Source organism: Collinsella acetigenes, from assembly GCF_012844445.1.
Taxonomy (GTDB): Bacteria; Actinomycetota; Coriobacteriia; order Coriobacteriales; family Coriobacteriaceae; genus Collinsella; species Collinsella acetigenes.
The window spans coordinates 22,780-42,595 of sequence record NZ_JABBCP010000006.1 but is presented as its reverse complement, the minus strand read 5'-3'; the positions used below and the strand labels follow the sequence as shown (position 1 = coordinate 42,595).

General features: G+C 58.5%; 18 protein-coding genes. 13 read left to right on the top strand and 5 right to left on the bottom strand.

The window, feature by feature from the left end; translation table 11 throughout:
• The first annotated feature begins 3 nt into the window (after nucleotides 1-3).
• The 3 genes from HF320_RS07315 (at nucleotide 4) to pcp (ending at nucleotide 2,154) form a co-directional block, all read left to right on the top strand.
• A complete protein-coding gene (locus HF320_RS07315; RefSeq protein ID WP_138377674.1) occupies nucleotides 4-651 on the top strand; it encodes an amino acid ABC transporter permease in 648 nt (215 codons plus the stop codon).
• A 74-nt stretch (nucleotides 652-725) separates the two neighbouring features.
• A complete protein-coding gene (locus tag HF320_RS07310) occupies nucleotides 726-1,457 on the top strand; it encodes a cytidylate kinase-like family protein (protein ID WP_169277741.1) in 732 nt (243 codons plus the stop codon).
• Nucleotides 1,458-1,548: 91 nt separating this feature from the next.
• On the top strand, nucleotides 1,549-2,154 hold the full coding sequence (gene pcp, locus HF320_RS07305; protein WP_169277740.1) for a pyroglutamyl-peptidase I: 606 nt from the start codon (nucleotides 1,549-1,551) through the stop codon (nucleotides 2,152-2,154).
• Nucleotides 2,155-2,384: 230 nt separating this feature from the next.
• Here the strand turns inward: pcp and gltA are convergent, their stop codons facing one another.
• From gltA to pth, 4 genes are all read right to left on the bottom strand, one after another.
• Nucleotides 2,385-3,794, bottom strand: coding sequence for an NADPH-dependent glutamate synthase (gene gltA, locus HF320_RS07300; protein ID WP_022386249.1), 1,410 nt, complete (start codon nucleotides 3,792-3,794; stop codon nucleotides 2,385-2,387).
• Nucleotides 3,782-4,624, bottom strand: coding sequence for a sulfide/dihydroorotate dehydrogenase-like FAD/NAD-binding protein (locus tag HF320_RS07295; protein ID WP_169277739.1), 843 nt, complete (start codon nucleotides 4,622-4,624; stop codon nucleotides 3,782-3,784). Before HF320_RS07295 ends, gltA begins: the two co-directional genes overlap by 13 nt.
• 319 nt (nucleotides 4,625-4,943) lie before the next feature.
• The gene (locus tag HF320_RS07290; protein WP_169277738.1) at nucleotides 4,944-7,388 is read right to left on the bottom strand and encodes an autotransporter outer membrane beta-barrel domain-containing protein; all 2,445 of its coding nucleotides are present in this window, start codon (nucleotides 7,386-7,388) and stop codon (nucleotides 4,944-4,946) included.
• Between the two features lie 143 nt (nucleotides 7,389-7,531).
• Complete coding sequence (gene pth, locus HF320_RS07285; RefSeq protein ID WP_195906619.1) at nucleotides 7,532-8,161, bottom strand: aminoacyl-tRNA hydrolase; 630 nt, start codon at nucleotides 8,159-8,161, stop codon at nucleotides 7,532-7,534.
• Between the two features lie 321 nt (nucleotides 8,162-8,482).
• Between pth and HF320_RS07280 the strand changes: the two genes are divergently transcribed.
• Together HF320_RS07280 and HF320_RS07275 are read left to right on the top strand one after the other, a co-directional pair.
• Complete coding sequence (locus HF320_RS07280) at nucleotides 8,483-10,180, top strand: zinc ribbon domain-containing protein (protein WP_169277737.1); 1,698 nt, start codon at nucleotides 8,483-8,485, stop codon at nucleotides 10,178-10,180.
• A gap of 21 nt (nucleotides 10,181-10,201) precedes the next feature.
• Nucleotides 10,202-11,089: an aldose 1-epimerase family protein gene (locus tag HF320_RS07275; protein ID WP_169277736.1), complete on the top strand. Its 888-nt coding sequence runs from the start codon at nucleotides 10,202-10,204 to the stop codon at nucleotides 11,087-11,089.
• Between the two features lie 462 nt (nucleotides 11,090-11,551).
• On the opposite strand, the gene HF320_RS07270 is transcribed toward HF320_RS07275, so the two are convergent.
• The gene (locus HF320_RS07270) at nucleotides 11,552-12,640 is read right to left on the bottom strand and encodes a DUF1385 domain-containing protein (RefSeq protein WP_169277735.1); all 1,089 of its coding nucleotides are present in this window, start codon (nucleotides 12,638-12,640) and stop codon (nucleotides 11,552-11,554) included.
• 264 nt (nucleotides 12,641-12,904) lie between these two features.
• Here HF320_RS07270 and prfA point away from each other — a divergent pair, with 264 nt between their 5' ends.
• From prfA to HF320_RS07230, 8 genes are all read left to right on the top strand, one after another.
• Complete coding sequence (gene prfA, locus HF320_RS07265; protein ID WP_169277734.1) at nucleotides 12,905-13,972, top strand: peptide chain release factor 1; 1,068 nt, start codon at nucleotides 12,905-12,907, stop codon at nucleotides 13,970-13,972.
• 303 nt (nucleotides 13,973-14,275) lie between these two features.
• Nucleotides 14,276-14,722, top strand: a complete 447-nt coding sequence (locus HF320_RS07260) for a PTS sugar transporter subunit IIA (RefSeq protein ID WP_040219491.1) — start codon at nucleotides 14,276-14,278, stop codon at nucleotides 14,720-14,722.
• A gap of 11 nt (nucleotides 14,723-14,733) precedes the next feature.
• Complete coding sequence (locus tag HF320_RS07255) at nucleotides 14,734-15,195, top strand: PTS sugar transporter subunit IIB (protein WP_022386356.1); 462 nt, start codon at nucleotides 14,734-14,736, stop codon at nucleotides 15,193-15,195.
• 77 nt (nucleotides 15,196-15,272) lie between these two features.
• The gene (locus HF320_RS07250; RefSeq protein WP_022386355.1) at nucleotides 15,273-16,133 is read left to right on the top strand and encodes a class II fructose-bisphosphate aldolase; all 861 of its coding nucleotides are present in this window, start codon (nucleotides 15,273-15,275) and stop codon (nucleotides 16,131-16,133) included.
• An 11-nt stretch (nucleotides 16,134-16,144) separates the two neighbouring features.
• Nucleotides 16,145-16,975 (top strand): sugar phosphate isomerase/epimerase family protein, encoded by an 831-nt coding sequence (locus HF320_RS07245; protein ID WP_169277733.1) that lies wholly within the window; start codon nucleotides 16,145-16,147, stop codon nucleotides 16,973-16,975.
• The gene (locus HF320_RS07240; protein WP_169277732.1) at nucleotides 16,975-17,745 is read left to right on the top strand and encodes a PTS mannose/fructose/sorbose/N-acetylgalactosamine transporter subunit IIC; all 771 of its coding nucleotides are present in this window, start codon (nucleotides 16,975-16,977) and stop codon (nucleotides 17,743-17,745) included. Before HF320_RS07245 ends, HF320_RS07240 begins: the two co-directional genes overlap by 1 nt.
• The gene (locus HF320_RS07235) at nucleotides 17,735-18,574 is read left to right on the top strand and encodes a PTS system mannose/fructose/sorbose family transporter subunit IID (protein ID WP_169277731.1); all 840 of its coding nucleotides are present in this window, start codon (nucleotides 17,735-17,737) and stop codon (nucleotides 18,572-18,574) included. Before HF320_RS07240 ends, HF320_RS07235 begins: the two co-directional genes overlap by 11 nt.
• Nucleotides 18,575-18,597: 23 nt before the next feature.
• Nucleotides 18,598-19,773, top strand: a complete 1,176-nt coding sequence (locus HF320_RS07230; RefSeq protein WP_169277730.1) for a mannitol dehydrogenase family protein — start codon at nucleotides 18,598-18,600, stop codon at nucleotides 19,771-19,773.
• The last annotated feature ends 43 nt before the right edge of the window (nucleotides 19,774-19,816 follow it).

The following is a 19,816-nucleotide window of genomic DNA, read 5'->3' as shown; positions in this document are numbered from 1 at the left end:
GAGATGCAGATCTTCAATGCAGACAACCTGAGCTTCATCATGCTCGGCTTTGCCAAGACCATCGAGATTTCCTTCTTCGCTATTATCTTCTCGATTATCTTTGGCACCGTGCTCGCCATGGTCAAGCAGTATTGCACCGGCAAGCTGCGTCCGCTCTCTTTGCTGGTGAGCGCCTATATCGAACTGTTCCGTTGCACGCCTAACCTGCTGTGGATTCTCTTTATCTACTTTACGGTCAAAGGCAACGACGTCATGATCTCTGTGCTGGCGTTTACCGTCTTTACCTCGGCGGTTATGGCCGAGATTATCCGTGGCGGATTTAACGCGATTCCTAAAAGCCAGTTTGAGGCTGCGCAGTCGCAGGGCTTTGGATTCTTCTCGACCATGCGCCTGATTATCTTGCCGCAGACGTTCAAGACCATCATCCCGGCGCTCTTTAGCCAGTGCACCACGGTGATCAAGGACTCGTCGTATCTCGCCGGCATCAACGTGGCAGAGTTCATGTATTCGACCAAAGTCGTTATGGCTCAGACTTCCGACCTCTCGCAGGTACTTGCCCTCTACGGCTTTACCTTCGCGCTATACTTCGTGCTGAACTTTGGCATTTCGCTCATCGTCCGCGCATATCAGCGTCGCGTTGTTGCTGCGTAGTCGAGCGTTTTGACTGGATGATTTGCCCGAAGGGCCTGGGTTTAGGCTCCTCTCGTATGTGAAAGGGAAGACCGATGGCGGTTATCAAGGACAAGATCGATCAGCGCCGTGCTCTTCGTGAGGCTACGCGAGCGGGACAGCCGGTGGTTATCACCATCGCTCGCGATTTTGGTGCCGAGGGTCACGAGATTGGCAAGATGCTCTCCTGTGAACTGGGCATTCCTCTGTATGACAACGAGCTGCTGGTTCGCTCCGCATTGCGTGAGGGAGAGTCGCTCGACAAGATGGCGGCCTACGACGAGCAGCTTGCTATGGACAACGTGGCCTTTTTGCCCGATCGTGTGGATTCGCGCTCGCTTTCGGACAAACTGTTCAAATCCATGTCGCAGGTGATTGTCGATTTGGGTGCTACGCGCAGTTGTATTATCGAGGGCCGTCTTTCCGATTACCTGCTGCGCAACAATCCCAATCACATCGCCGTGCTGGTGACGGCTCCCTTTGAGGACCGTGTCGAGATTGTGCGCAAGAAGCGCGGCCTTAACAAGAAGAAGGGCGCCAAGCTCGTCAAACAGATGCAAAAGATGCGCGAGGCGTTCTACAAGCGCTATTCGGGCGGCAAATGGAAGATGACGAGCGGCAAAGACATTGTGGTCAATCGTGCCAAACTTGGTCGCGAAGGCTGCGTCGAGGTTATCGCTTCTGCATACCGCTATAAGCTGCGCGAGCTTGGCGTGTGCGAGGAAGCCGTGGCACGCGTTGCCGCCGAGGTTGAGGGTGCACCTGCTGCTCCGGAGACTGCCGAATAGACCTCGTGTTGCATATCGGCATATCACCTAGAATGGGGACGCTCTTTGCTCTTACGCGAAGGGCGTCTTTTCTTTTTTCGAAGGGGATTGGATGAAAGTTCTCGTTACGGGGTTTGAGCCATTTGGGCCAGACAGCATCAATGCATCATGGGAAGCCGTGCGCCGCTTGCCAAAGCGCACGGCGGGCATCGATATTGTGGCGAAGTGCGTGCCTGTTGTGTTTGGCGATGCCGCACGGATTGTCGAAGAACTCATTGAGCGGGAACAGCCCGATGCCGTTTTGTGCACAGGCGTTGCTGCGGGTCGTGCGCAGGTAACGCCCGAGTATGTGGCCATCAATCATCGTCACGCGCGCATTGCGGATAACGAAGGGTTCCAGCCGTGCGACGAGCCTGTGGTTGCAGGGGCTCCCGATGCCTACTTTGCCTCCGCACCGGTTTACGCCATGGCGAAGGCGTGCTGCGAGCAGGGTATACCTGCGGCGGTTTCTTATTCTGCGGGCACGTATTGCTGCAACGATCTGTTCTACAGCGTGCGTCATTTTGTGCAGCAGCGGTATCCTGGCATGCTGGTCGACTTCATCCATGTCCCGCAATGTCCTGAGCAGGTGGCGATAGCGGGTGAGGTCAAGCCCTCCATGGAGCCCGCTACGGCAGTTCGGGCCCTGGAGATCATGATTGAGATTCTCTTTAAATAGGGCAGCTAAGGGCAGCGCGCCCAAGGCGACTACAGATGACCTTTCCGCTACAGGGGAGGACGCGGCTATGACAATCGCCGCCATGGGCGTTACCGGCGCTATCCTGATTGTCGCCGGTATGCGGTTTCTAAGCGCCGCAAGCGTTAGGTTTTGGCAGCTGGCATAAAAAGTCCCCGCCGGGCGTGTGCTCGACGGGGACTTTGCCGTTTAATGGCTAGCGCTGTAGGCGATTACTCGCCCAGCAGGCTCTTGGTGATGGAGGCTGCGGCCTTCTTGCCAGCGCCCATGGCCAAGATGACCGTGGCGGCACCGGTCACGATATCGCCGCCGGCCCAGATGCGCGGATCGGTCGTCTGACCGGTCTCCTCGTCGGCGATGATGTAGCCCCACTTGTTGAGTTCCATCTTGCCGCCGATCTTGGAGGCAAACGGGTTGGCATTGGTGCCAATAGCCGAGATGGCAACGTCGCAGGGAATTTCCTCGATAGCGCCCTCGATAGGCACGGGACGACGACGGCCGGACTCATCGGGCTCGCCAAGCTCCATCTTCTGGACCTTGACGGCGCACACGGTGCCATCCTCGCCAGCGATAAACTCGAGCGGGGAGACGAGTGGCATAACTTCGACGCCTTCTGCCTTGGCGTGGTGCAGCTCGGCGCGACGGGCGGGCATCTCGTCCTCGGTGCGGCGATAGGCGATGATCGCACGCTCGGCGCCCAGGCGCTTGGCGGTACGGACAGCGTCCATGGCCACGTTGCCGCCGCCAAAGACCACGACGTTCTTGCCGTGCTTGGTGGGGGTGTCGTACTCGGGGAACTTGTTTGCCTTCATAAGGTTCACGCGGGTGAGGTACTCGTTTGCGAAGAAGACGTTGGGCAGGTTCTCGCCGGGGACGTTGAGGAACTTGGGCAGGCCAGCGCCCGTAGCGATGTAGAGCGCGTCAAAGCCCTCGTCAAACAGCTCCTCGGCCGTGGCGATGTTGCCTACGACGGAGTTGTACTCAAACTTGACGCCCATCTCCTCGAGACCGTCGATCTCGCGCTTGACAACCGCCTTGGGCAGACGGAACTCGGGGATGCCGTAGACCAGCACGCCGCCGCCGGTGAAGAACGCCTCGAATACCGTGACGTCAAAGCCGTTGCGGGCAAGTTCGCCCGCGCAGGTGATGCCGGAGGGGCCGGAGCCCACGACGGCGACCTTCTTGCCGTTCTTGGGCTTCATGGCCGGCTTGGAGGCAAGCTCGGGCTGATCGCCCACGAAGCGCTCGAGCTGGCCGATAGCCACCGGCTCGCTCTTCTTGCCGCGGATGCACTTGCCCTCGCACTGGTTCTCCTGCGGGCACACGCGGCCGCAGATGGCGGGGAGCATGGACTCCTCGCGGATGGTGTCCAGAGCGCCACCGTAGTTCTTCTCGCGAATCTGCTCGATGAACTTGGGGATGTTGATGTTAACGGGGCAGCCCTCGACGCAGAACGGCTTTTTGCAATCCATGCAACGCTCGGCCTCGGCGAGTGCCATTTCCTCGGTGAAACCCTTGTCGACGGGGCGGAAATCGCATGCGCGCTCGGCTGCCGGCTCCTCGTTGTCCGGGGTGCGCGGCGACTTCATATCAGGAACAAAACGGCCATTTACTTGTGGCATGCGCAGCTCCCCTCCTCATAGGCCTTGAGGGACTGGCCCTCCTCGGTACGGTATGCAGCCTGACGTGCGCGAAGGTCATCCCAGTCGACCTTCGTGGCGTCAAAATCGGGGCCGTCGACGCAGGCGAACTTCGTCTTGCCGTCGACCTCGACGCGGCAGCAGCCGCACATGCCGGTGCCGTCAACCATGATGGGGTTGAGGGAGGCGGTGATGGGGGTGCCGTACTTCTCGGCGGTGAGGGTCGAGAACTTCATCATCGGCACGGGTCCTACGCAGAAGACCTGCGTAACGGCCTTGGACTCAAGCAGGCGCTCGAGCGGAGCGGTGACTACACCCTGCTCGCCGTAGGAGCCGTCGTCGGTGGTGATGTGGATGTGCTCGTCGTCGAGCAGCTCGCGGAACTGATCTTCGAGCAGCAGCAGGTCCTTGGTGCGAGCGCCCATGATGGCGTGCACCTCGTGGCCGGTCTCGATCAGATGCTTGGCCACGGGGAAGGCGATAGCCAGGCCAACGCCGCCGCCGATAACGGCGCAGGGGCCGTCGGGCATCTCGGTGGGAACACCCAGGGGACCGGTGACGTCGCGCAAGGCATCGCCGGCCTCGTAGGCAGATAGCATCTCGGTGGTCTTGCCGATCACCATGAAGATGAACTCGACCCAGCCTTCGTCGGCATTCCAGCCCGCAAGGGTGAACGGCACGCGCTCACCGCACTCGTTGGCGCGGACCATCAAAAACTGACCAGCATGTGCATGCTTGGCCATGGCGGGCGCCTCGACGCGGAACTTGAACACCTTCTCCGAGAACTGCGTCTTCTCAAGGATCTTGTACATAGAACCCCTCTCTGTTGTTGTGAAAACGGAAGAAATACGCAGGTAACCGCCGTTTTCAATTGCAACTGTGTTGCGGTGGCATGCGTGTACAAATGAGGGCCGGGCGATTGGCCCACTGGCATCTTGAGCCTTTGCGCATACCGCGCTCAATTATAGCTTTGCCGGGTGCTTTATCGCGCAACGCTGCCGTCAACGGTAAGGGTTGACGAGGGGTTGGAGACAGGGCTCGATTCGTGTGTTAGGGGTGGCATGTCCGCAAAAGGAAGCGGCCCCATGACGGGGCCGCTTCGTGAACTTGTATCTGCGTGCGAACGATGCGTTACTTGTTGCGCTTGCGCACGAGCGTTAATCCTGCCGCTGCGGCGGTAATTCCTGCGATGCATGCACTCGTTGCCGCTAAAGCCGCGCTGTCTCCCGTGGCAGGAAGTGCATTCTTGCCCTTTGTCCGCTTTTCCGTTTTTACAGCGGTGCCGTTCTTACCCGCATCGGCATTTGCGTTGTTGTTGGGCTTATCGGTCGGAGCCGAGTCCGAGCTATGGTCGGAGTCGTCAATGGTGAGGGATTCCTCGCCCTTGCCGTCGGCTCCACCGTTTACGCCCTTGCCGCCTGCAATCTGGCGTTTGTTCGCCTTGGTGGTAACGGTGACGGTCTTTACGCCTGCGTCGGCTCCGTCGATTGCGCTGTTGTAGATGGTATCGGCGTCGCCTCCGGTGAGGGTGAGCGTGCCTGTCGAAAGTATGCCCGTTCCCGTAACCGCTGTGGCGGGAACGCCGTTGCCTCCGACCTCGTAGGAACCGCCGGTTGCCGTAAGCGCTCCCGCTCCGGTGATAGCGCCGTGATCGAGCTCGATGGCGCTTGCGGCATTGCCGGGCGCAGTGCCGCCGTTGCCGCCGGTCGCCGTGAGATTGGACCCTGCAGGAATCTGCACGGTGCCCGTGACCTTGAGGCCGATCTGGCTTTGGTCGGCCTTGATGATGTTGGTGCCCTCAAAGGTGACGATACCGTTGGCGGTCACTACCTGCGCAGGTGCGGCAGGCGTCGGCTTGCGGCCGTCTGTGAGGAATTGAGCGTGCGAGACGACCTCGGAATCCTTGAGCGTGGAGCCGTTGTTGAGCGTTATGGTATTCGTGACGGAAGAGCTTCGGTTTAGCGTGAGCGTGCCGCCGTTGACCTCAATGGGGCCAAAGGCACAGGAGTCGGTGAGCGTCAACTTGCCGCCCTTTTCCACGACAATCTTGACGGAGCTGTTGATCTTGATGTTCTCGAGCGTGACGTCGGCCCCAGCGGGGATTGTGAGGGTATCGCTTGCCGCGGCATCGGTTGCGTTGCCGATTTGTCCGTATAGGCCGCTTGTGTGGGAGCCGTAGATGTGGTGCAGCCACGTGGGAATCGTTGCGTTATCGCTGCGGTCGATCTCGTAGGGCTCCATATCCCAGCTGTCGGGGTTTCCGGAGAGTGCGGCAATCTGGCTTGCGAGTGTTTCGTTTCCGCTATAGATGCGCAGCTCTACCGTGTTCGTGTTAAAGGTGTAGTCTCCGAGCGTTGCTGTGGCGCCAACCTGGTAGGTGCCCGCGGCTCCCGCCGTGCCGGAAAGCGTGACGGTCGCCTTGCCGCCGGCGTTGAAAAGCGTGGCAGAAAGACCTGTGCCTTCGGGCGAGATTTGGGGCTTGAGGGAATACGCCTTGCCCTCTGTTGTGGACGAGAAGTCGAAGTAACTTTGCTTGTTGCCGGCCTCGTCGGTGACATAGACGGTGAGCTCGTGGTTCGAGCTGTCCTGGTAGTCGCCCTGTCCCGTGCGAACGGCGTCAAGGGTTCCTTCCACCGTAAAGGTGTAATTCTGGTGCACCGTGATGTTTGCGGTTACGGATTTGCTCTGCGTACCGTTCCCGGATTCATCCGGGGCGACAGCGGTGATGGTGGCGGTGTAGGTTCCGAATGCCGCGGGTGTACCGGAAATCGTGACCGTGCTGCCGTCTACAGAGGCGGTGAGCCCCGAATCGGCCTGGTCGATGCTGGCGCTGATCGTGGCCTTCTTCGCATTGGTCCCGCTCAGCGTGAGCTTAACCTTGTCCTGGAACGCGTGGCCGTGCACGGCGTCGTTGAGGGTGGTTTTGCTCGCAACGATGCCGAGGTCCTCAAAGCTGCTTTGGGCTTTGCCTTTGTTGACGGGTTCCTTTGTCGTTCCGGTATAGCTTGCCTGGCCATTATTCAGGATGGTCGCCGTTTTGAACGTGCAGTTCTCAAAGGTCGCCTTGCCGTCCGTCTCGATCTTAACGCGGCCGGTGAACGTGCAGTTTTTGAATGTGATGTTTGCGCCTGCGGGGATAACCAGGTGATCATCGAGAAGCTTGAGCGTCAGATGGTCGAGCGTCGTGGTGGAGCCGGAGGCAAAGGTGAGAGTCTCGTAGCTGCTTGCATAGCCAAGCTGGCGATCATACGCCTTGCCCTCGCTCTCCCAAAAAGACTGCTGCCAGCCGGTCATGCTTTTAACCTGGGTTGGGATGACGGTCGTGCCGTTGCCATTGTCCGAGACGCCGCAAGCGCTCGTCGAGATCTTGATGCTCGTTGCGTCGTTGAGCTTGTTGTTGATCCAGCCGTAAAGGGAGGGGTAATTGTCATCGACAACAAGCTCGCTTGCTGAGGTCGTTGCCGCAAAGGCGGGCGTAGGGAGGGCGAGCGCTGCGCCTGCGGTTCCGCTCACAACGGCAAGGGCGACGGCTCCTGCCGCAAGTACTCCCGGCATGCGCCTCGATGGTGCTTTCATAGAACTCCTTCTCCTGTTTCGATATTAGTTAGTAGAGACTAACTAATAATACTTGAGAAGGAGACCTTTCAACCGAGAAAGTTATACAGGGATAACAAAAGAAGATGATGACGACTGTGCAGAAGACCGAGCGTGGAGGCTGCCTAGTGCTTTCCGTTGCTGGCGGCGGCGCCGTTCACGTGGTCGCGCGCAAAGATCACGCCGCGGGTGAGTGCGGTTGCCGCGGCCTCGGCGGCGCGAACCGTGGTCTCGTCAAAATCCTCCGCCTCGCGGGAGCGCAGCTGCTTGAGCACGAAATCTGCCACCGGCATGCGTCCCGGAGGGTTGCCAATGCCCACACGCACGCGGCTGAAGTCGCGGCTGCCCATCTTGTCGATAATCGAGCGCAGGCCGTTGTGACCGGCATGCCCGCCACCCACTTTGATGCGTACGTCGCCTGCGGGGATGTCCAGCTCGTCATGGATCACCAGCAGTTCTTCGACACTCACCTTGTACTGCGCGCAGAGCTTGGAGATGGGGCCGCCGCTCGTATTCATGTAGGACTGGGGCTTTACCAGGATCACCTCGCGCTTGCCGCCCTCAGCCTCGGCATCGTTAACCTTGATGGAGGCGACTTCGGCTCCGGCCTGGTTTTTCCAATACGTCACGTTTGCCTGACGAGCGAGCTCGTCAATCGCTTTGAATCCGGCATTGTGACGCGTTTGCGCATACTCCTCGCCCGGGTTGCCAAGACCGGCGATCATTCTGATTTTTTGCGGCTGAGCTGCTGCCATGGGTGGTTCCTCTCATGCGTGTTGTCCATGGGTATGGTGATGGGACGCGCGGGCTATGTCAAACCATGCGCAGCAAAAAGCGGGACAAGACCATGCCCGGTCTTGTCCCGCTTGGCGTAGACATTCGATCGATGTCGCAGACGATAAGCATGACAAAAGCCCACGGGTTTAGTTATATGGATGCCACCTCATATAACGAGGAGCATCAGGAAGATTTTTGCTGCATTCAGATCCCCGTTGCCCTGTAAATGATGACGAGCGCATCCCATTCGTGGGCTTATACTTTGCCCATATGGAAAACGTCCAGGTTAGGATGCGCTCATGATTTGTGCTCATTGTCATAGCGAAATCGCTGACGACTCGATGTTTTGCACCGAATGCGGAGCGAAAGTCGAGGCCTCTGCCGCATCGTCGATGCTGCGCCCCTCCGCCCGCGTTTGTCCGCATTGCGGCAACGACATTCCGGCAGACGCTGAGTTCTGCACCATGTGCGGGGCACGTCTCGAGGCAGGCGATGACGCCGCGCTCACGACTGCGGATGGGTCCGAGCCAGAGCCTGTGCCCGATCCGGTCTGTCCGCATTGCGGCGCGCCGCTGACGGATGGCGCCGAGTTCTGCACGCAGTGCGGATCGAAGGCCGATGCCTCAGACGTCTCTCAGACAGAGGGCGAAATCGAGACGCGCGCCTTGACCTTTGAGCAGCCCGATGCAGATGCCGAGCAATACCGTGCCGATGCGGCTGCTGCTCATGAATCGCTCAACGTCGTGACGCCGGACCTTGGCATGGCGGACCCTGTTCCGGTTGATAAAACCGCATTGATGCCCAAGCCTGCTCCCGCTTCGGGCGAGGGCAGCGGCCCGGTTTCGCCCGAGTCTCTTGCCGATAAGGCGCGTGCCGGTGCGAATGCGCCCAAGAAGAAGGACCCTCGCAAGATTGCCGCTATCGTGGCGGGCGTTATTGTCGCGATCGCCGTGGTTGGCGGTGGTACCTGGGCGTTCATCAACTATCAACACCAGCAGCAAGTGGCTGCCGAACAGGCGCAAAGGGAGAAGGACGAGGCTATCGCCAAGGCGGAGCACGTGGTTGTTATCAAGGTGAGTGGGGACGGCTGGGATACCTCGGCCGGGGCCTCGCGCCTGCCGGTGCACGTCGAAGGAACCGACTCTAAGGGTGAGAAGGTCGACGAGGTCCAGTACGCCACCTCCGATGGCCGCGGCATCAATCTGCGCCAGGGCAACTATGTGCTCTCGGTGCCCTCTTCGCCCATCGCTGCCGACGGTACCGTTTTCAACGTCTCGAACACGCAGGTAGAGGTCTCGTTTACCGCGAAGGATGAGGAGGGCTCCGAGATCGATGCTACAGGTAGGGGTGGTTTTGAGCTCACTCCCATCGACGCCCTCGAGGTGACGGACGAGCAGATCAACAAGGCATACGAGTATGCCTCGAAGGATACAACCGACGGCGCCCCCGATGCCGATGCGCTCAAGACAGCCGCGACCAAGCGCCGTGACGATGCCGTTGCTGCCAAGAAGGAGGCCGACGCCAGGGCTGCACGTACCATTACTACCGCAGACTACACCCTCGAGCTGCCTTCTTATTGGGATGGTCGCGTGACCGTTAAGTACGAGGGAGATTCCGTGGTTGTGTACTCCAAGAATTACCCCAAGCGCGCGATTTGCTCGATATTCGTTGACGCCCAAGGTGACGGCCCCATGGGAGACATCGGTACTTCCCAGATGGGTTACGCAAGCCTTTCCAATGGCCGCTATGCGCACGTTTGGTGCGACCGCTACTCGTATATCATCGCATATGCCAACATTACGAATTCGACCAATCCGGACGACTACTACACGTACGACGAGGCGCGCGAGCTCGTGGACCTGCAGACGGGCGGCGCGGTCCACTATGACGACGTCCTTGCTGCTATGAAGGACGATGACGCCGACGCGGACGACTTGATCTTTGCCCAGGACACGTTCTTCCAAAACAACATCGTCAGTCAGATTAAAGCCAAATAGCGACCGGGCGAAAGGATGGCTATGGCAATCGTCACGATTAAAAACGATACCTGTACGGCTCAGGTCGACACTATGGGCGCACAGCTTTTGAGCATGCGTTTTGATGATCGCGAATATCTCTGGCAGCGCGATGAGCGTTGGTGGGGTCGCACCTCTCCGATCCTGTTTCCCATCGTGGGCAATATCCGTAATGGCGAGGCGATGTCCGAGCAGGGGCCGTGCCATATGAAGCAACACGGCGTGGCGCGCAATTACGAGCACCGCGTGGTGGACGTTGCAGCCGATGGAACGTCGGCGACGTTTGAGCTGTGCGATTCTTCCGAGACGCGCGAGCAGTATCCGTATGCTTTCCGTCTTAACATGACCTATGCCCTTGTGGGCGAGGCGACGCTCGCGCAGACGTTCTCGGTTACCAATACGGGGTCGGTGACGCTGCCGTTTTCTGTTGGCGGTCACCCAGCGTTTAATATCCCCGTCGAGGGAACGGACGAGGCCTTCGACGAGTATGACTTTACGTTTGCCGAGCCCTGGCACGCCGAATGCCCCAAGATTGTGGAAGGCGGCCTGGCCGATCCAACCGATACCTTCGTCGTGCTCGATGGCGGCGACACCTTGCCGCTCGCGCGCAGTTGCTTTGATTACGACACCATGGTGTTTAACCACGTGCCGGGCAACACCGTGTCGCTTACCGGTCGCCGCAGCGGCCATGGCGTGCGCGTCGACTTTCCGGGATTCGATTATCTGGGCGTATGGTCGATGGCTCCCGACGCACCGTTTGTGGCTATCGAGCCCTGGACGGGCCACGCCACGTTGACTACCGAGGATGACGTGCTGGAGCACAAGGAGGGCATCACGTTGCTCGCCCCCGGCGCCACCGACAAGCGAACGTTTACCATTACGGCATTCTAATTTCATGACAAAAGTCCACGGGTTTATTTTGTTACATTTTGTAGAATGAAAAGAAAAACGCCCTGGTAGGATGCCTGATCCTGCCAGGGCGCTCGCGTGCTTTGCGGCTACGGTGCCGACATTGCCGATGATCGGCGGCTTTTCGTGTACCGTAGCCGCTTCTTTTCCACCATCTACTTCTGTTGATTGCGCCTGTTGATGCTAATGAGTGGCGGCTTTTCGAACATTTTGAATCGAGTGGCGGACAATCTAGCGTTCGGTGATCCAAAGCGGCTCCAAAACGCTAGATTATCCGCCACTCATTGCAGAATGCGCGATTTTCCGCCACTGATTCGAGTCGCGTCACGAAAAGTGATGTAGGGCCCTCTCTGATGTAGGACGCTCTCGGGGGTGTGAGCCCGCCCGATGCTACGCCGCCCTCCTCTTCCTGCCGATTGCCTCGACAACAGACCCGTCGACGCCCTATCGAGCCTTCCGTTCGTGCTCGTCTACGAGTTTGAGGGCCGCGATGGCGCACTCAAGCATTCCCTCATCTGCCGTGCGCGTCGTGAGCTTTTGCATCATAAGGCCTGGCCACAGGGCGATTTTCACCAAGGGATTATCGGGGTGCGAGCCTGCCCACTTGACCGTGACCTCATAAGAAAGTCCAGCGACGAGCGGCAGCATAGCGATGCGCGAGGCAAAGACAAAAAGCGAGCGCAGGATACCAACAAGCCCAAGCCCGTCTGCCCAGGCACCAACGGGCACGAGCGTGTGTACCACGATGGCAACCATTACGGTCATGACCAAAAAAGCGGTGCCGCAGCGCACGTGGATGCGCGAGAACTTGGCGGCGTTTTCGGGCGTGAGGGGCAGACCGTGCTCAAAGCAATGGATCGATTGATGCTCGGCGCCGTGGTATCCGTAAAGACGCGCCATGTCGGGAACAAGGCCGATGCCGCCGACGTAAGCGATGAGCACTATAATGCGCAATAACGCCTCACAAAGGTTCCAGGCAACCGTATTATCGCTGGTAAGCGGCCCCATAAGAAGATTCGACAGACCAACGGGCAGCGCAACGAACAACCCCATGCCAAGGGCCAGGCCAAACGCGGTGGAGAGGACAAACTGCCAGCCGGATCCATCCGAGGAAGTCTGTTCGTCATGCTGGGAGTTTTGGCTTGGGGCGCAGGCGTCGGCGGTGGAGGAGGCCGTCGCGGGCTTGTCGGGCGACTCGGCGGCACATGATTTCCCGACAGGCGAGGATTTGCCGGGGGCGTCGTCCTCTTCAAAGGCGTGCTCGGCGGCGATTTCCATTGCTTTATAGGAGAGCGACAGGGAACTTACAAGAGAGACGCACCCGCGCACGAGCGGGAGCTTCGTCCATGCCGAGCGGCTCTCGGGGGCAGGCAGGTCGTGCTCCTCGGTATAGATGGATCCGTCTTCGCAGCGAACGGCTACCGCCCAGTGGTCGCGACCGCGCATCATCACGCCCTCGAGTGTGGCGGCTCCGCCGATATGCGTGGCAAAAAGCTCGCCTTCCTCGGCGATGGGTCGATCATTGTTTGGCATGTTTGCGCTCCCGGTCGATGCGTGCGTACCGATAGCCCATGATACTAGGTGCGGCGCGCCTATCCTTTTGCGTAAAAGCGGTTTTATGTATGTTGCAGAGATGCCCGTTTTTTCGCGGTATTATGAGGAGGTTTACACGAGGAGAGTCTATGTACCAAAAGATCGACATGTTCTAGCTGCTTTTGCCATTGCCTGCGGCATGCTGCCGCGGCTGCTACTCTCTGTCGATTTTTACTTCCCCATAACGGAATAAAGGAGCCGCACATGCGCGACAAACTCGAGAAGCTCATCGCTGCCTACGAAGAGCTTGAAAAGAAGCTGGCAGACCCCTCTGTTGCCTCCAACATCAAAGAATTTACGCGCCTCAACAAGGAGTACGCGCATCAAACCGATCTTGTGCGCGCCGCCCGCGAGTACCTGGGCGCACTCGACGACATCGAGGCCGCTAAGGAGATGCTACACGAGGCGACCGATGCCGATGAGAAAGAGATGCTCCAGATGGACATCTCCGAGAACGAGGCAAAGCTTCCGCAGCTTGAGGAAGACATCAAGTTCATGCTCATCCCCGGCGACCCCAACGACGACAAAGACACCATCATCGAGATTCGCTCCGCTGCCGGCGGCGACGAAGCCGCCATCTTCGCGGGCGACCTCTTTAAGATGTACCAGCGCTTTATCGAGTCGCGCGGCTGGAAGATGGAAGTGCTCGATTCCAGCCCGTCCGAGGCCGGCGGCTTCAAGTCCATCGAGTTCAAGGTAACGGGCGATCGCGTGTACTCCGTTATGAAGTATGAGTCCGGCGTGCATCGCGTCCAGCGCGTCCCCAAGACCGAGAGCCAGGGTCGCATCCAGACTTCGACGGCGACCGTCGCCGTGCTGCCCGAGGCCGACGAGATCGATATCAAGATCAACCAGTCCGATCTTCGCATCGACACCTATTGCGCTTCCGGTCCTGGCGGCCAGTGCGTTAACACCACGTATTCCGCCGTGCGCATCACGCACCTGCCCACCAATACCGTGGTGCAGTCGCAGGAGCAGCGCTCGCAGATCCAGAACCGCGAGGTCTGCATGCAGATGCTCCGCGCTCGTCTGTATGAGATGGAGCTGGAAAAGCAGCAGGCCGAGCTTGGTGCCGAGCGTTCGAGCCAGATTGGCCACGGCAACCGTTCGGAGAAGATCCGCACCTACAACCAGCCACAGGACCGCGTGACCGACCACCGCATTGGCTTCAACTCCACCTATAACGGCGTCTTGCTGGGCGATCAGCTCGTCACGGTGATTGACGCCCTCGCCGCTGCCGACCGTGCCGAGAAGCTTGCGCAGGCTGTCTAAAGAACGCGCTGGGGAGCGCGCGATATAACAAAGGAATTTGGCGAATCAATCGCTCCAAGACCCGGTTGCTTACGGCGGCCGGGTCTCTTTATATCAAAAATAACCCATCTAGCAGGGGATTCGTTAAACAGGATTCTTGAGTCCCCAGATGTCCGCACGCCGTTCATCACGTTTATTCGACCGCTGAGCGGTGCGTGTAATATTACAAACGTTATAGACGTATAGTACATACCAGATGAACAAGAGGTTACGAGCTATGGGGGCCGTAACTACGAGTTCGGTTCATTTGGGAGGGGCAAAACGGTGGAGAAGCGAATCGTAATCGCCACGCATGCAATGTTCTCGGAGGGCATCGCCTCGTCGCTCAAGATGATCTTTGGCGACGCTGTTCCTGTTGAGTGCATCACGGCATATGTTGATTTGAGTGTCGATTACCAAGACAAGCTGGAGAAGATCGTCTCCGAGCATGACTACGAGCATGCGGAGCTCGTCGTGCTGACCGATATCCTGGGCGGTTCGGTGAACAACGAGTTCATGGGCCTGCTCGACAAGTACAACTTCCATCTTATTACCGGCCTTAATCTGGCGCTTTTGTTCGAGGTTGTCACGTGTCCCGCAGAGGACCTGACTGCGAACTTGCCGTCGATTGTAGAGCAGGCTCGCGAGCACATCGTACTGTGCAACGAGCTTGTCGAAGCCAAGGCGGCAGCTGCGGCAGATGACCAACTGGCTGAGCTTAACGAGTTTTAGGAGGCAAACCCATGATCAAGTTGTTCCGAATCGACCACAGGCTTCTTCACGGTCAGGTTGCATTCTCGTGGACCAAGTCCATCGGTGCCGACTGCATTCTTGTGGCAGACGACGAGGCCACGACGAACAGCCTCAAGATGACTACGCTGCGTCTGGCAAAGCCCCAGGGCGTGAAGCTTGTCGTCAAGTCCATCGACGACAGCATCAAGGCACTCCAGAGCGGCGTTACCGATAAGTACAAGCTGTTCATCGTCACGGGCAGCGTGGCCGACGCCAAGCGCATCTGCGATGCCGTGCCCGAGATCAAGAGCATCAACCTTGGTGGCATCAAGAATCGCGAGGGCGCTCGCCAGGTAAGCCAGGCGATCTTCCTTCTTCCGGAGGAAGAGGACGAGCTACACGAGCTGGCTGCAAACGGCGTCGAGCTCGAGATTCGCCAGGTGCCAACGGAGAAAAAAGAGCTCTACAAGTAATCAAGTAACGACACTCGCACACATTCAATGCGGTTCACATGCGCGATGCGCATTAAGAAAGAAAGGGAGAACCTATCATGATGGAACCGATGCACGAGCTTCTGCAGGAAGCGAAAAAGGGCGGCTACGGAATCCCCGCTCCCAATGTCTACAATCGCTTTACTATCGAGGCTGCGCTGCAAGCTGCAGATGAGCTCAATGCCCCGGTGATTCTTGGCTGCCCCGGTGTCTTTGGCATCGAGGAAGTCGGCGAGCTCGCTCGTTACTACGAGCGCAAGTATCCGCGCGTTCCGTTTGCCGTGAACCTTGACCACGGCGGCCCGTTCGACCACCTCATCCGCGCTATCCGTGCTGGTTTCTCCTCCGTTATGGTCGACCGCTCCACGCTTCCCTACGAGCAAAACGTCGCAGAGAGCAAAGAGATCGTGAAGATCGCCCACGCCGTTGGCGTTTCCGTCGAGGCCGAGCTGGGCCATGTTGGCCAGGGCGTCGAGTACGAGCAGACCCGTGACGCTGGCCTGACCCATCCTGAAGAGGCAGTTTCCTTTGTCGAGGAGACGGGCGTCGACTGCCTGGCAGTTGCCGTCGGCACCTCCCATGGCGCCTACAAGGGCACCCCGCATCTCGAGTTCGAGCTGCTCGAGACGATCGCCAAGAGCGTCGACGTGCCGCTGGTTTTGCACGGCGGCTCCGGTACCGGTGACGATCTGATTGCCAAGGCCATCAAGTGCGGCATTCAGAAGGTCAACCTCTGGACCGACCTCTCCCAGGCTTCCAACATGGCGGTCAAGGAGGCTATTGAGGCAGACTACGCGCCCGATGTCGATCCCGATAAGAAGAAGATTAGCTCCTGGCAGTACGACATGATCGGTGCCGATGGCTACAAGGCCGCGCTCGAGCACTACATGCATGTCTTCGGCTGCGTTGGCAAGGCTTAAGGAGTAATTCCATGCGCTTCCTGCCCACCAACCAGATTTGGCGCTATTGGAGCTTCGATACCTGTTTGCGAGATATCGAAGCCACGGGAACACGCGATATCGATTTGTGGTTGTGCAATAACCACGTGAATATCGACGCTCACGATATCTACAACGCTAAAGCAATTGTTGATGGGCTCCGGAAGCACAGGGTGCGCGTACGCACGTTAACCCCCGAACAGGGTAATCCAAAAGCTTACAACATCATGGCTTCGGATTGCCATATCAAGCGGTTAACAGAAGGTTACTATCGGCAAATTGTTCGCCTGGCGGGAATGTTGGACTGTTCTCGCATATCGATAAACGGCGGCTGGTTTTCGCTCGATGAAGTTCCTTCAAAGGCTTGGGACAACATGGTTTCAAGCATCGGGCTGATTTGCGATATCGCAGGCGAGCAGGGAATCGACGTTTGCCTGGAAACCCTTACGCCCAAGCGATATCGCCTACTTACCGATCGTGGCTCGATGGCACAGGCACTTTCCGATATCGACCGTCCCAATTTGCAGGTGACGCTGGATACCGGAACGATTGCTCGCGCCGGAGAAGACCTCGAGGACTATCTCGAACAGTTCGAAACAAAGATCGGCTACGTGCACTTGACAAATCTCGACCCGAGCGTTTTCGCACATTTGGCCTGGGGAGACGAGCACGGCATCCTTGACGCCGCACGCATCGTGAACTCCTTGATCCAACACGGTTTTGACGGCGATTGCGCTCTCGAAATGACCTGTCCCTCCTATTTTAATAACCCGCGCGAAGTTCTTGCTCGCGCACTCTCTGTCCTGAAAGGATGTGAACGGTAATGCTCGTACAAGCTCTGCTTGCTGGCTTGGTAGTCGGTCTTTCCAAGATGGAATACTTCTTTGGCTACAGCATGTTCAATCGCCCCATCGTTGAGGGCGCCATCATGGGTCTCGTTTTGGGCGACCCCGTGACCGGTACGATCATCGGCGCCACGCTCGAGATCGTCTTCCTCGGTTCGTTCCCGGTTGGTGCCGCGGTTTCTCCCGACGGTGGTACCGCTGCTGGCGTCTCGACGGCGTTTGCCATTCTTACCGGCGCTGGCGCTGCGGTGGGCACCGCCTTCGCTGTGCCCCTGGCACTTCTCGGTGGCTTTGCCTTCGTGCTCTGCAAGTTCATCAACAACGCTTTTGCCGAGGCGATGAAGGCGCAGCTTGCCAAGGATAACGATAAGGCTGCCCGCGCCCTGTTCTGGGCAGGTAGCTGGGTTGGCACCTTTGGCCTCTACTTCTTGATCGGCTTCCTTTCCGTCTTCTTTGGAAGCACCGCGCTCGAGTCTGCAGTCTCCGCTATCCCCACCGATGTGATTAACGGCCTGGCATCCGGCGGCAACCTGCTTCCCGCCGTGGGCTTTGCCCTGCTGCTGTCCATGATTATGGACAAGAAGCTCGCCCCCTGGTTCTTTATCGGATTCATCCTCGCTGCCTACCTGCAGCTCCCCGTAATCGCAGTAACCGCTCTGGCCACTGCAGCTGTCGTGCTCATCCTGGTGAGCCGCAGCGAGAACCCCGCTACTTCTACTGCTGATGAAGGTGATGACAATGAGTTCTAATCAGACCACGAACGGCAAGCTTACGAACAAAGACTTGACGCAGATTTACGGTCGCTACATCCACCTCAATGGCATGAACGACTATCCGGGCCAGATGCATGCTGGATTTACCTACTCCATCATCCCGGCGCTCAAGAAGATCTACGCGGACAACAAAGAGAAGCGTATCGATGCTTACCAGCGTCACATGAACGAGTACTTCAACGTGACTCCGTATCTTTGCGGTTTGCCTCTGGGCGTCGTCCTGGCCATGGAAGAGCAGAACGCTGCGGACGATGACTTCGATACCTCGACGATCACCGGTATCAAGACCGCTCTTATGGGTCCCCTTTCCGCCATTGGCGACACGCTTTTCCACGCAACGCTTCGCGTTATCGCAACGGCCGTCGTGATCAGCATGGCTTCTGCCGGCAACATCCTGGGCCCGATCCTCTTCCTGTTGATCTTCAACATTCCCCAGTTTATCTGCCGTTGGTGGTCGCTCAAGAGCGGTTACAGCATGGGTACTAAGCTGCTCGAGCAGGCTGAGTCTTCGGGCATCATGGAGAAGATCTCCTACGCTGCGAGCGTTATCGGCCTTGCTGCCATCGGCGCCATGACGGCGTTCAACGTCAACCTTTCCTGCGCCCTCACCATCCCGAACGCGGCAGGTGGCGACCCCACCGCGGTCCAGAGCCTCTTTGATGCCGTGTGCCCCAAGATCTTGCCGCTCGGCCTCGTGCTGCTGTGCTACTGGCTGCTTGCTAAGAAGAAGGTCAATGTGATTCCTCTTCTGCTCGGCCTGCTTGTCGTCGGCGTCGCTCTTCGTCTCCTGGGCATCATCGCCTAGCGACATAAGGAGGACTGAATCTTATGTCGACTGAAGAATCCCCGCGTGAGATTGCGATTCTCGGTGCGGGAAAGATCGGCAGGGGAGTTGTGGGCTTGCTCTTCTCCCGCGCAGGATACCGCCTGCACCTGTATGACATGTACATGGAGGGCATGCGCAAGCTTGAGGCCCAGGGCTACTACGATGTTCGAGTAACCGACGGCCATGATGTTGACGAGTCCACGCGCATCGACGACTTCGATATCGTCGATAGCACCACCGACGCCGAGGTCATCGCGCTTCTTCAGAGCGTAGACATCGCTGCGTGCTGTGTGTACGAGGGGGCATTCAAGAGCCTTGCCCGCGTCATCGCCGAGGCTGTTTCCCAGCGCCATGCATCCGGGAACGAGCGCGATCTCAATATCCTGCTGTGCGTGAATGCTCTGGGCGCTCCCGCAAAGGTCGTCTCGTATATCGAGGGCGAGCTTGCCGAGGAACACCTCACGTATTTCCGTGAGCATGTGGGCGTTTGCCAGGTCATGGTTCTCGCCGCCGGCATTCCGAGCGATCCAGACGCCAACCCCTGGCAGGTAGTTGTCTCTGCGAATCCCGGACTGGAGATCGACGCGGATGCCTGGAAGGGCCCGCAGCTTCAGATCGAGAACGTCTCCTTCATCCGCGGCGCCCAAGGCCATATCTACCGCAAGGTCTATTGCGGCAATATGCGCCATGCTATGGCCGGCTTTATGGGCAAGGCCGCTGGTCACGAGTTCATTTGCGATTGCCACAAGGACCCGTGGATCCGCGCCAACATCGTCGCGGCGTTCGAGGAAGCTCACGCAGCCATCGTACAGGAGTACTCCTTTGATCCGGCAGAGGACGCCGAGTGGGTGGAATTCATCTACTCCAAGCTCGATGCCGACGTCAAAGACCCGGTCGATCGCGTTATCGCAAAGACCGACGAGAAGCTGTCGCACGATAACCGCTTCGTTGGCCCGGCTCTGATGTGCCTGCGGCACGGAATCGTCCCGTTCTATCTCGCGCGCGGTATCGCCTACGGACTCGATTGTCTTGCAGCCGAGCAGGGCGTGGAGCTTAAAGACGACGCGGCGGTGCGCGCCTACGCTCGCGAGATCTGTTCGCTTGGCGAAGACGAATGGATGCTGCTCGATCTTGTCGCCAAGCAGCACGCCGACATCGCTTTTCGAGCCGCCGAATAACCGACGGCTGTAATAACCAATACCAACGACTGAAAACGAGGAA

Bases quoted from the DNA above. Each gene is read 5' to 3' on its own strand.
- HF320_RS07315 (WP_138377674.1), top strand. From the start codon at position 4: ATGCAGATCTTCAATGCAGACAACCTGAGCTTCATCATGCTCGGCTTT.
- HF320_RS07310 (WP_169277741.1), top strand. From the start codon at position 726: ATGGCGGTTATCAAGGACAAGATCGATCAGCGCCGTGCTCTTCGTGAG.
- pcp (WP_169277740.1), top strand. From the start codon at position 1,549: ATGAAAGTTCTCGTTACGGGGTTTGAGCCATTTGGGCCAGACAGCATC.
- gltA (WP_022386249.1), bottom strand. From the start codon at position 3,794: ATGCCACAAGTAAATGGCCGTTTTGTTCCTGATATGAAGTCGCCGCGC.
- HF320_RS07295 (WP_169277739.1), bottom strand. From the start codon at position 4,624: ATGTACAAGATCCTTGAGAAGACGCAGTTCTCGGAGAAGGTGTTCAAG.
- HF320_RS07290 (WP_169277738.1), bottom strand. From the start codon at position 7,388: ATGAAAGCACCATCGAGGCGCATGCCGGGAGTACTTGCGGCAGGAGCC.
- pth (WP_195906619.1), bottom strand. From the start codon at position 8,161: ATGGCAGCAGCTCAGCCGCAAAAAATCAGAATGATCGCCGGTCTTGGC.
- HF320_RS07280 (WP_169277737.1), top strand. From the start codon at position 8,483: ATGATTTGTGCTCATTGTCATAGCGAAATCGCTGACGACTCGATGTTT.
- HF320_RS07275 (WP_169277736.1), top strand. From the start codon at position 10,202: ATGGCAATCGTCACGATTAAAAACGATACCTGTACGGCTCAGGTCGAC.
- HF320_RS07270 (WP_169277735.1), bottom strand. From the start codon at position 12,640: ATGCCAAACAATGATCGACCCATCGCCGAGGAAGGCGAGCTTTTTGCC.
- prfA (WP_169277734.1), top strand. From the start codon at position 12,905: ATGCGCGACAAACTCGAGAAGCTCATCGCTGCCTACGAAGAGCTTGAA.
- HF320_RS07255 (WP_022386356.1), top strand. From the start codon at position 14,734: ATGATCAAGTTGTTCCGAATCGACCACAGGCTTCTTCACGGTCAGGTT.
- HF320_RS07250 (WP_022386355.1), top strand. From the start codon at position 15,273: ATGATGGAACCGATGCACGAGCTTCTGCAGGAAGCGAAAAAGGGCGGC.
- HF320_RS07245 (WP_169277733.1), top strand. From the start codon at position 16,145: ATGCGCTTCCTGCCCACCAACCAGATTTGGCGCTATTGGAGCTTCGAT.
- HF320_RS07240 (WP_169277732.1), top strand. From the start codon at position 16,975: ATGCTCGTACAAGCTCTGCTTGCTGGCTTGGTAGTCGGTCTTTCCAAG.
- HF320_RS07235 (WP_169277731.1), top strand. From the start codon at position 17,735: ATGAGTTCTAATCAGACCACGAACGGCAAGCTTACGAACAAAGACTTG.
- HF320_RS07230 (WP_169277730.1), top strand. From the start codon at position 18,598: ATGTCGACTGAAGAATCCCCGCGTGAGATTGCGATTCTCGGTGCGGGA.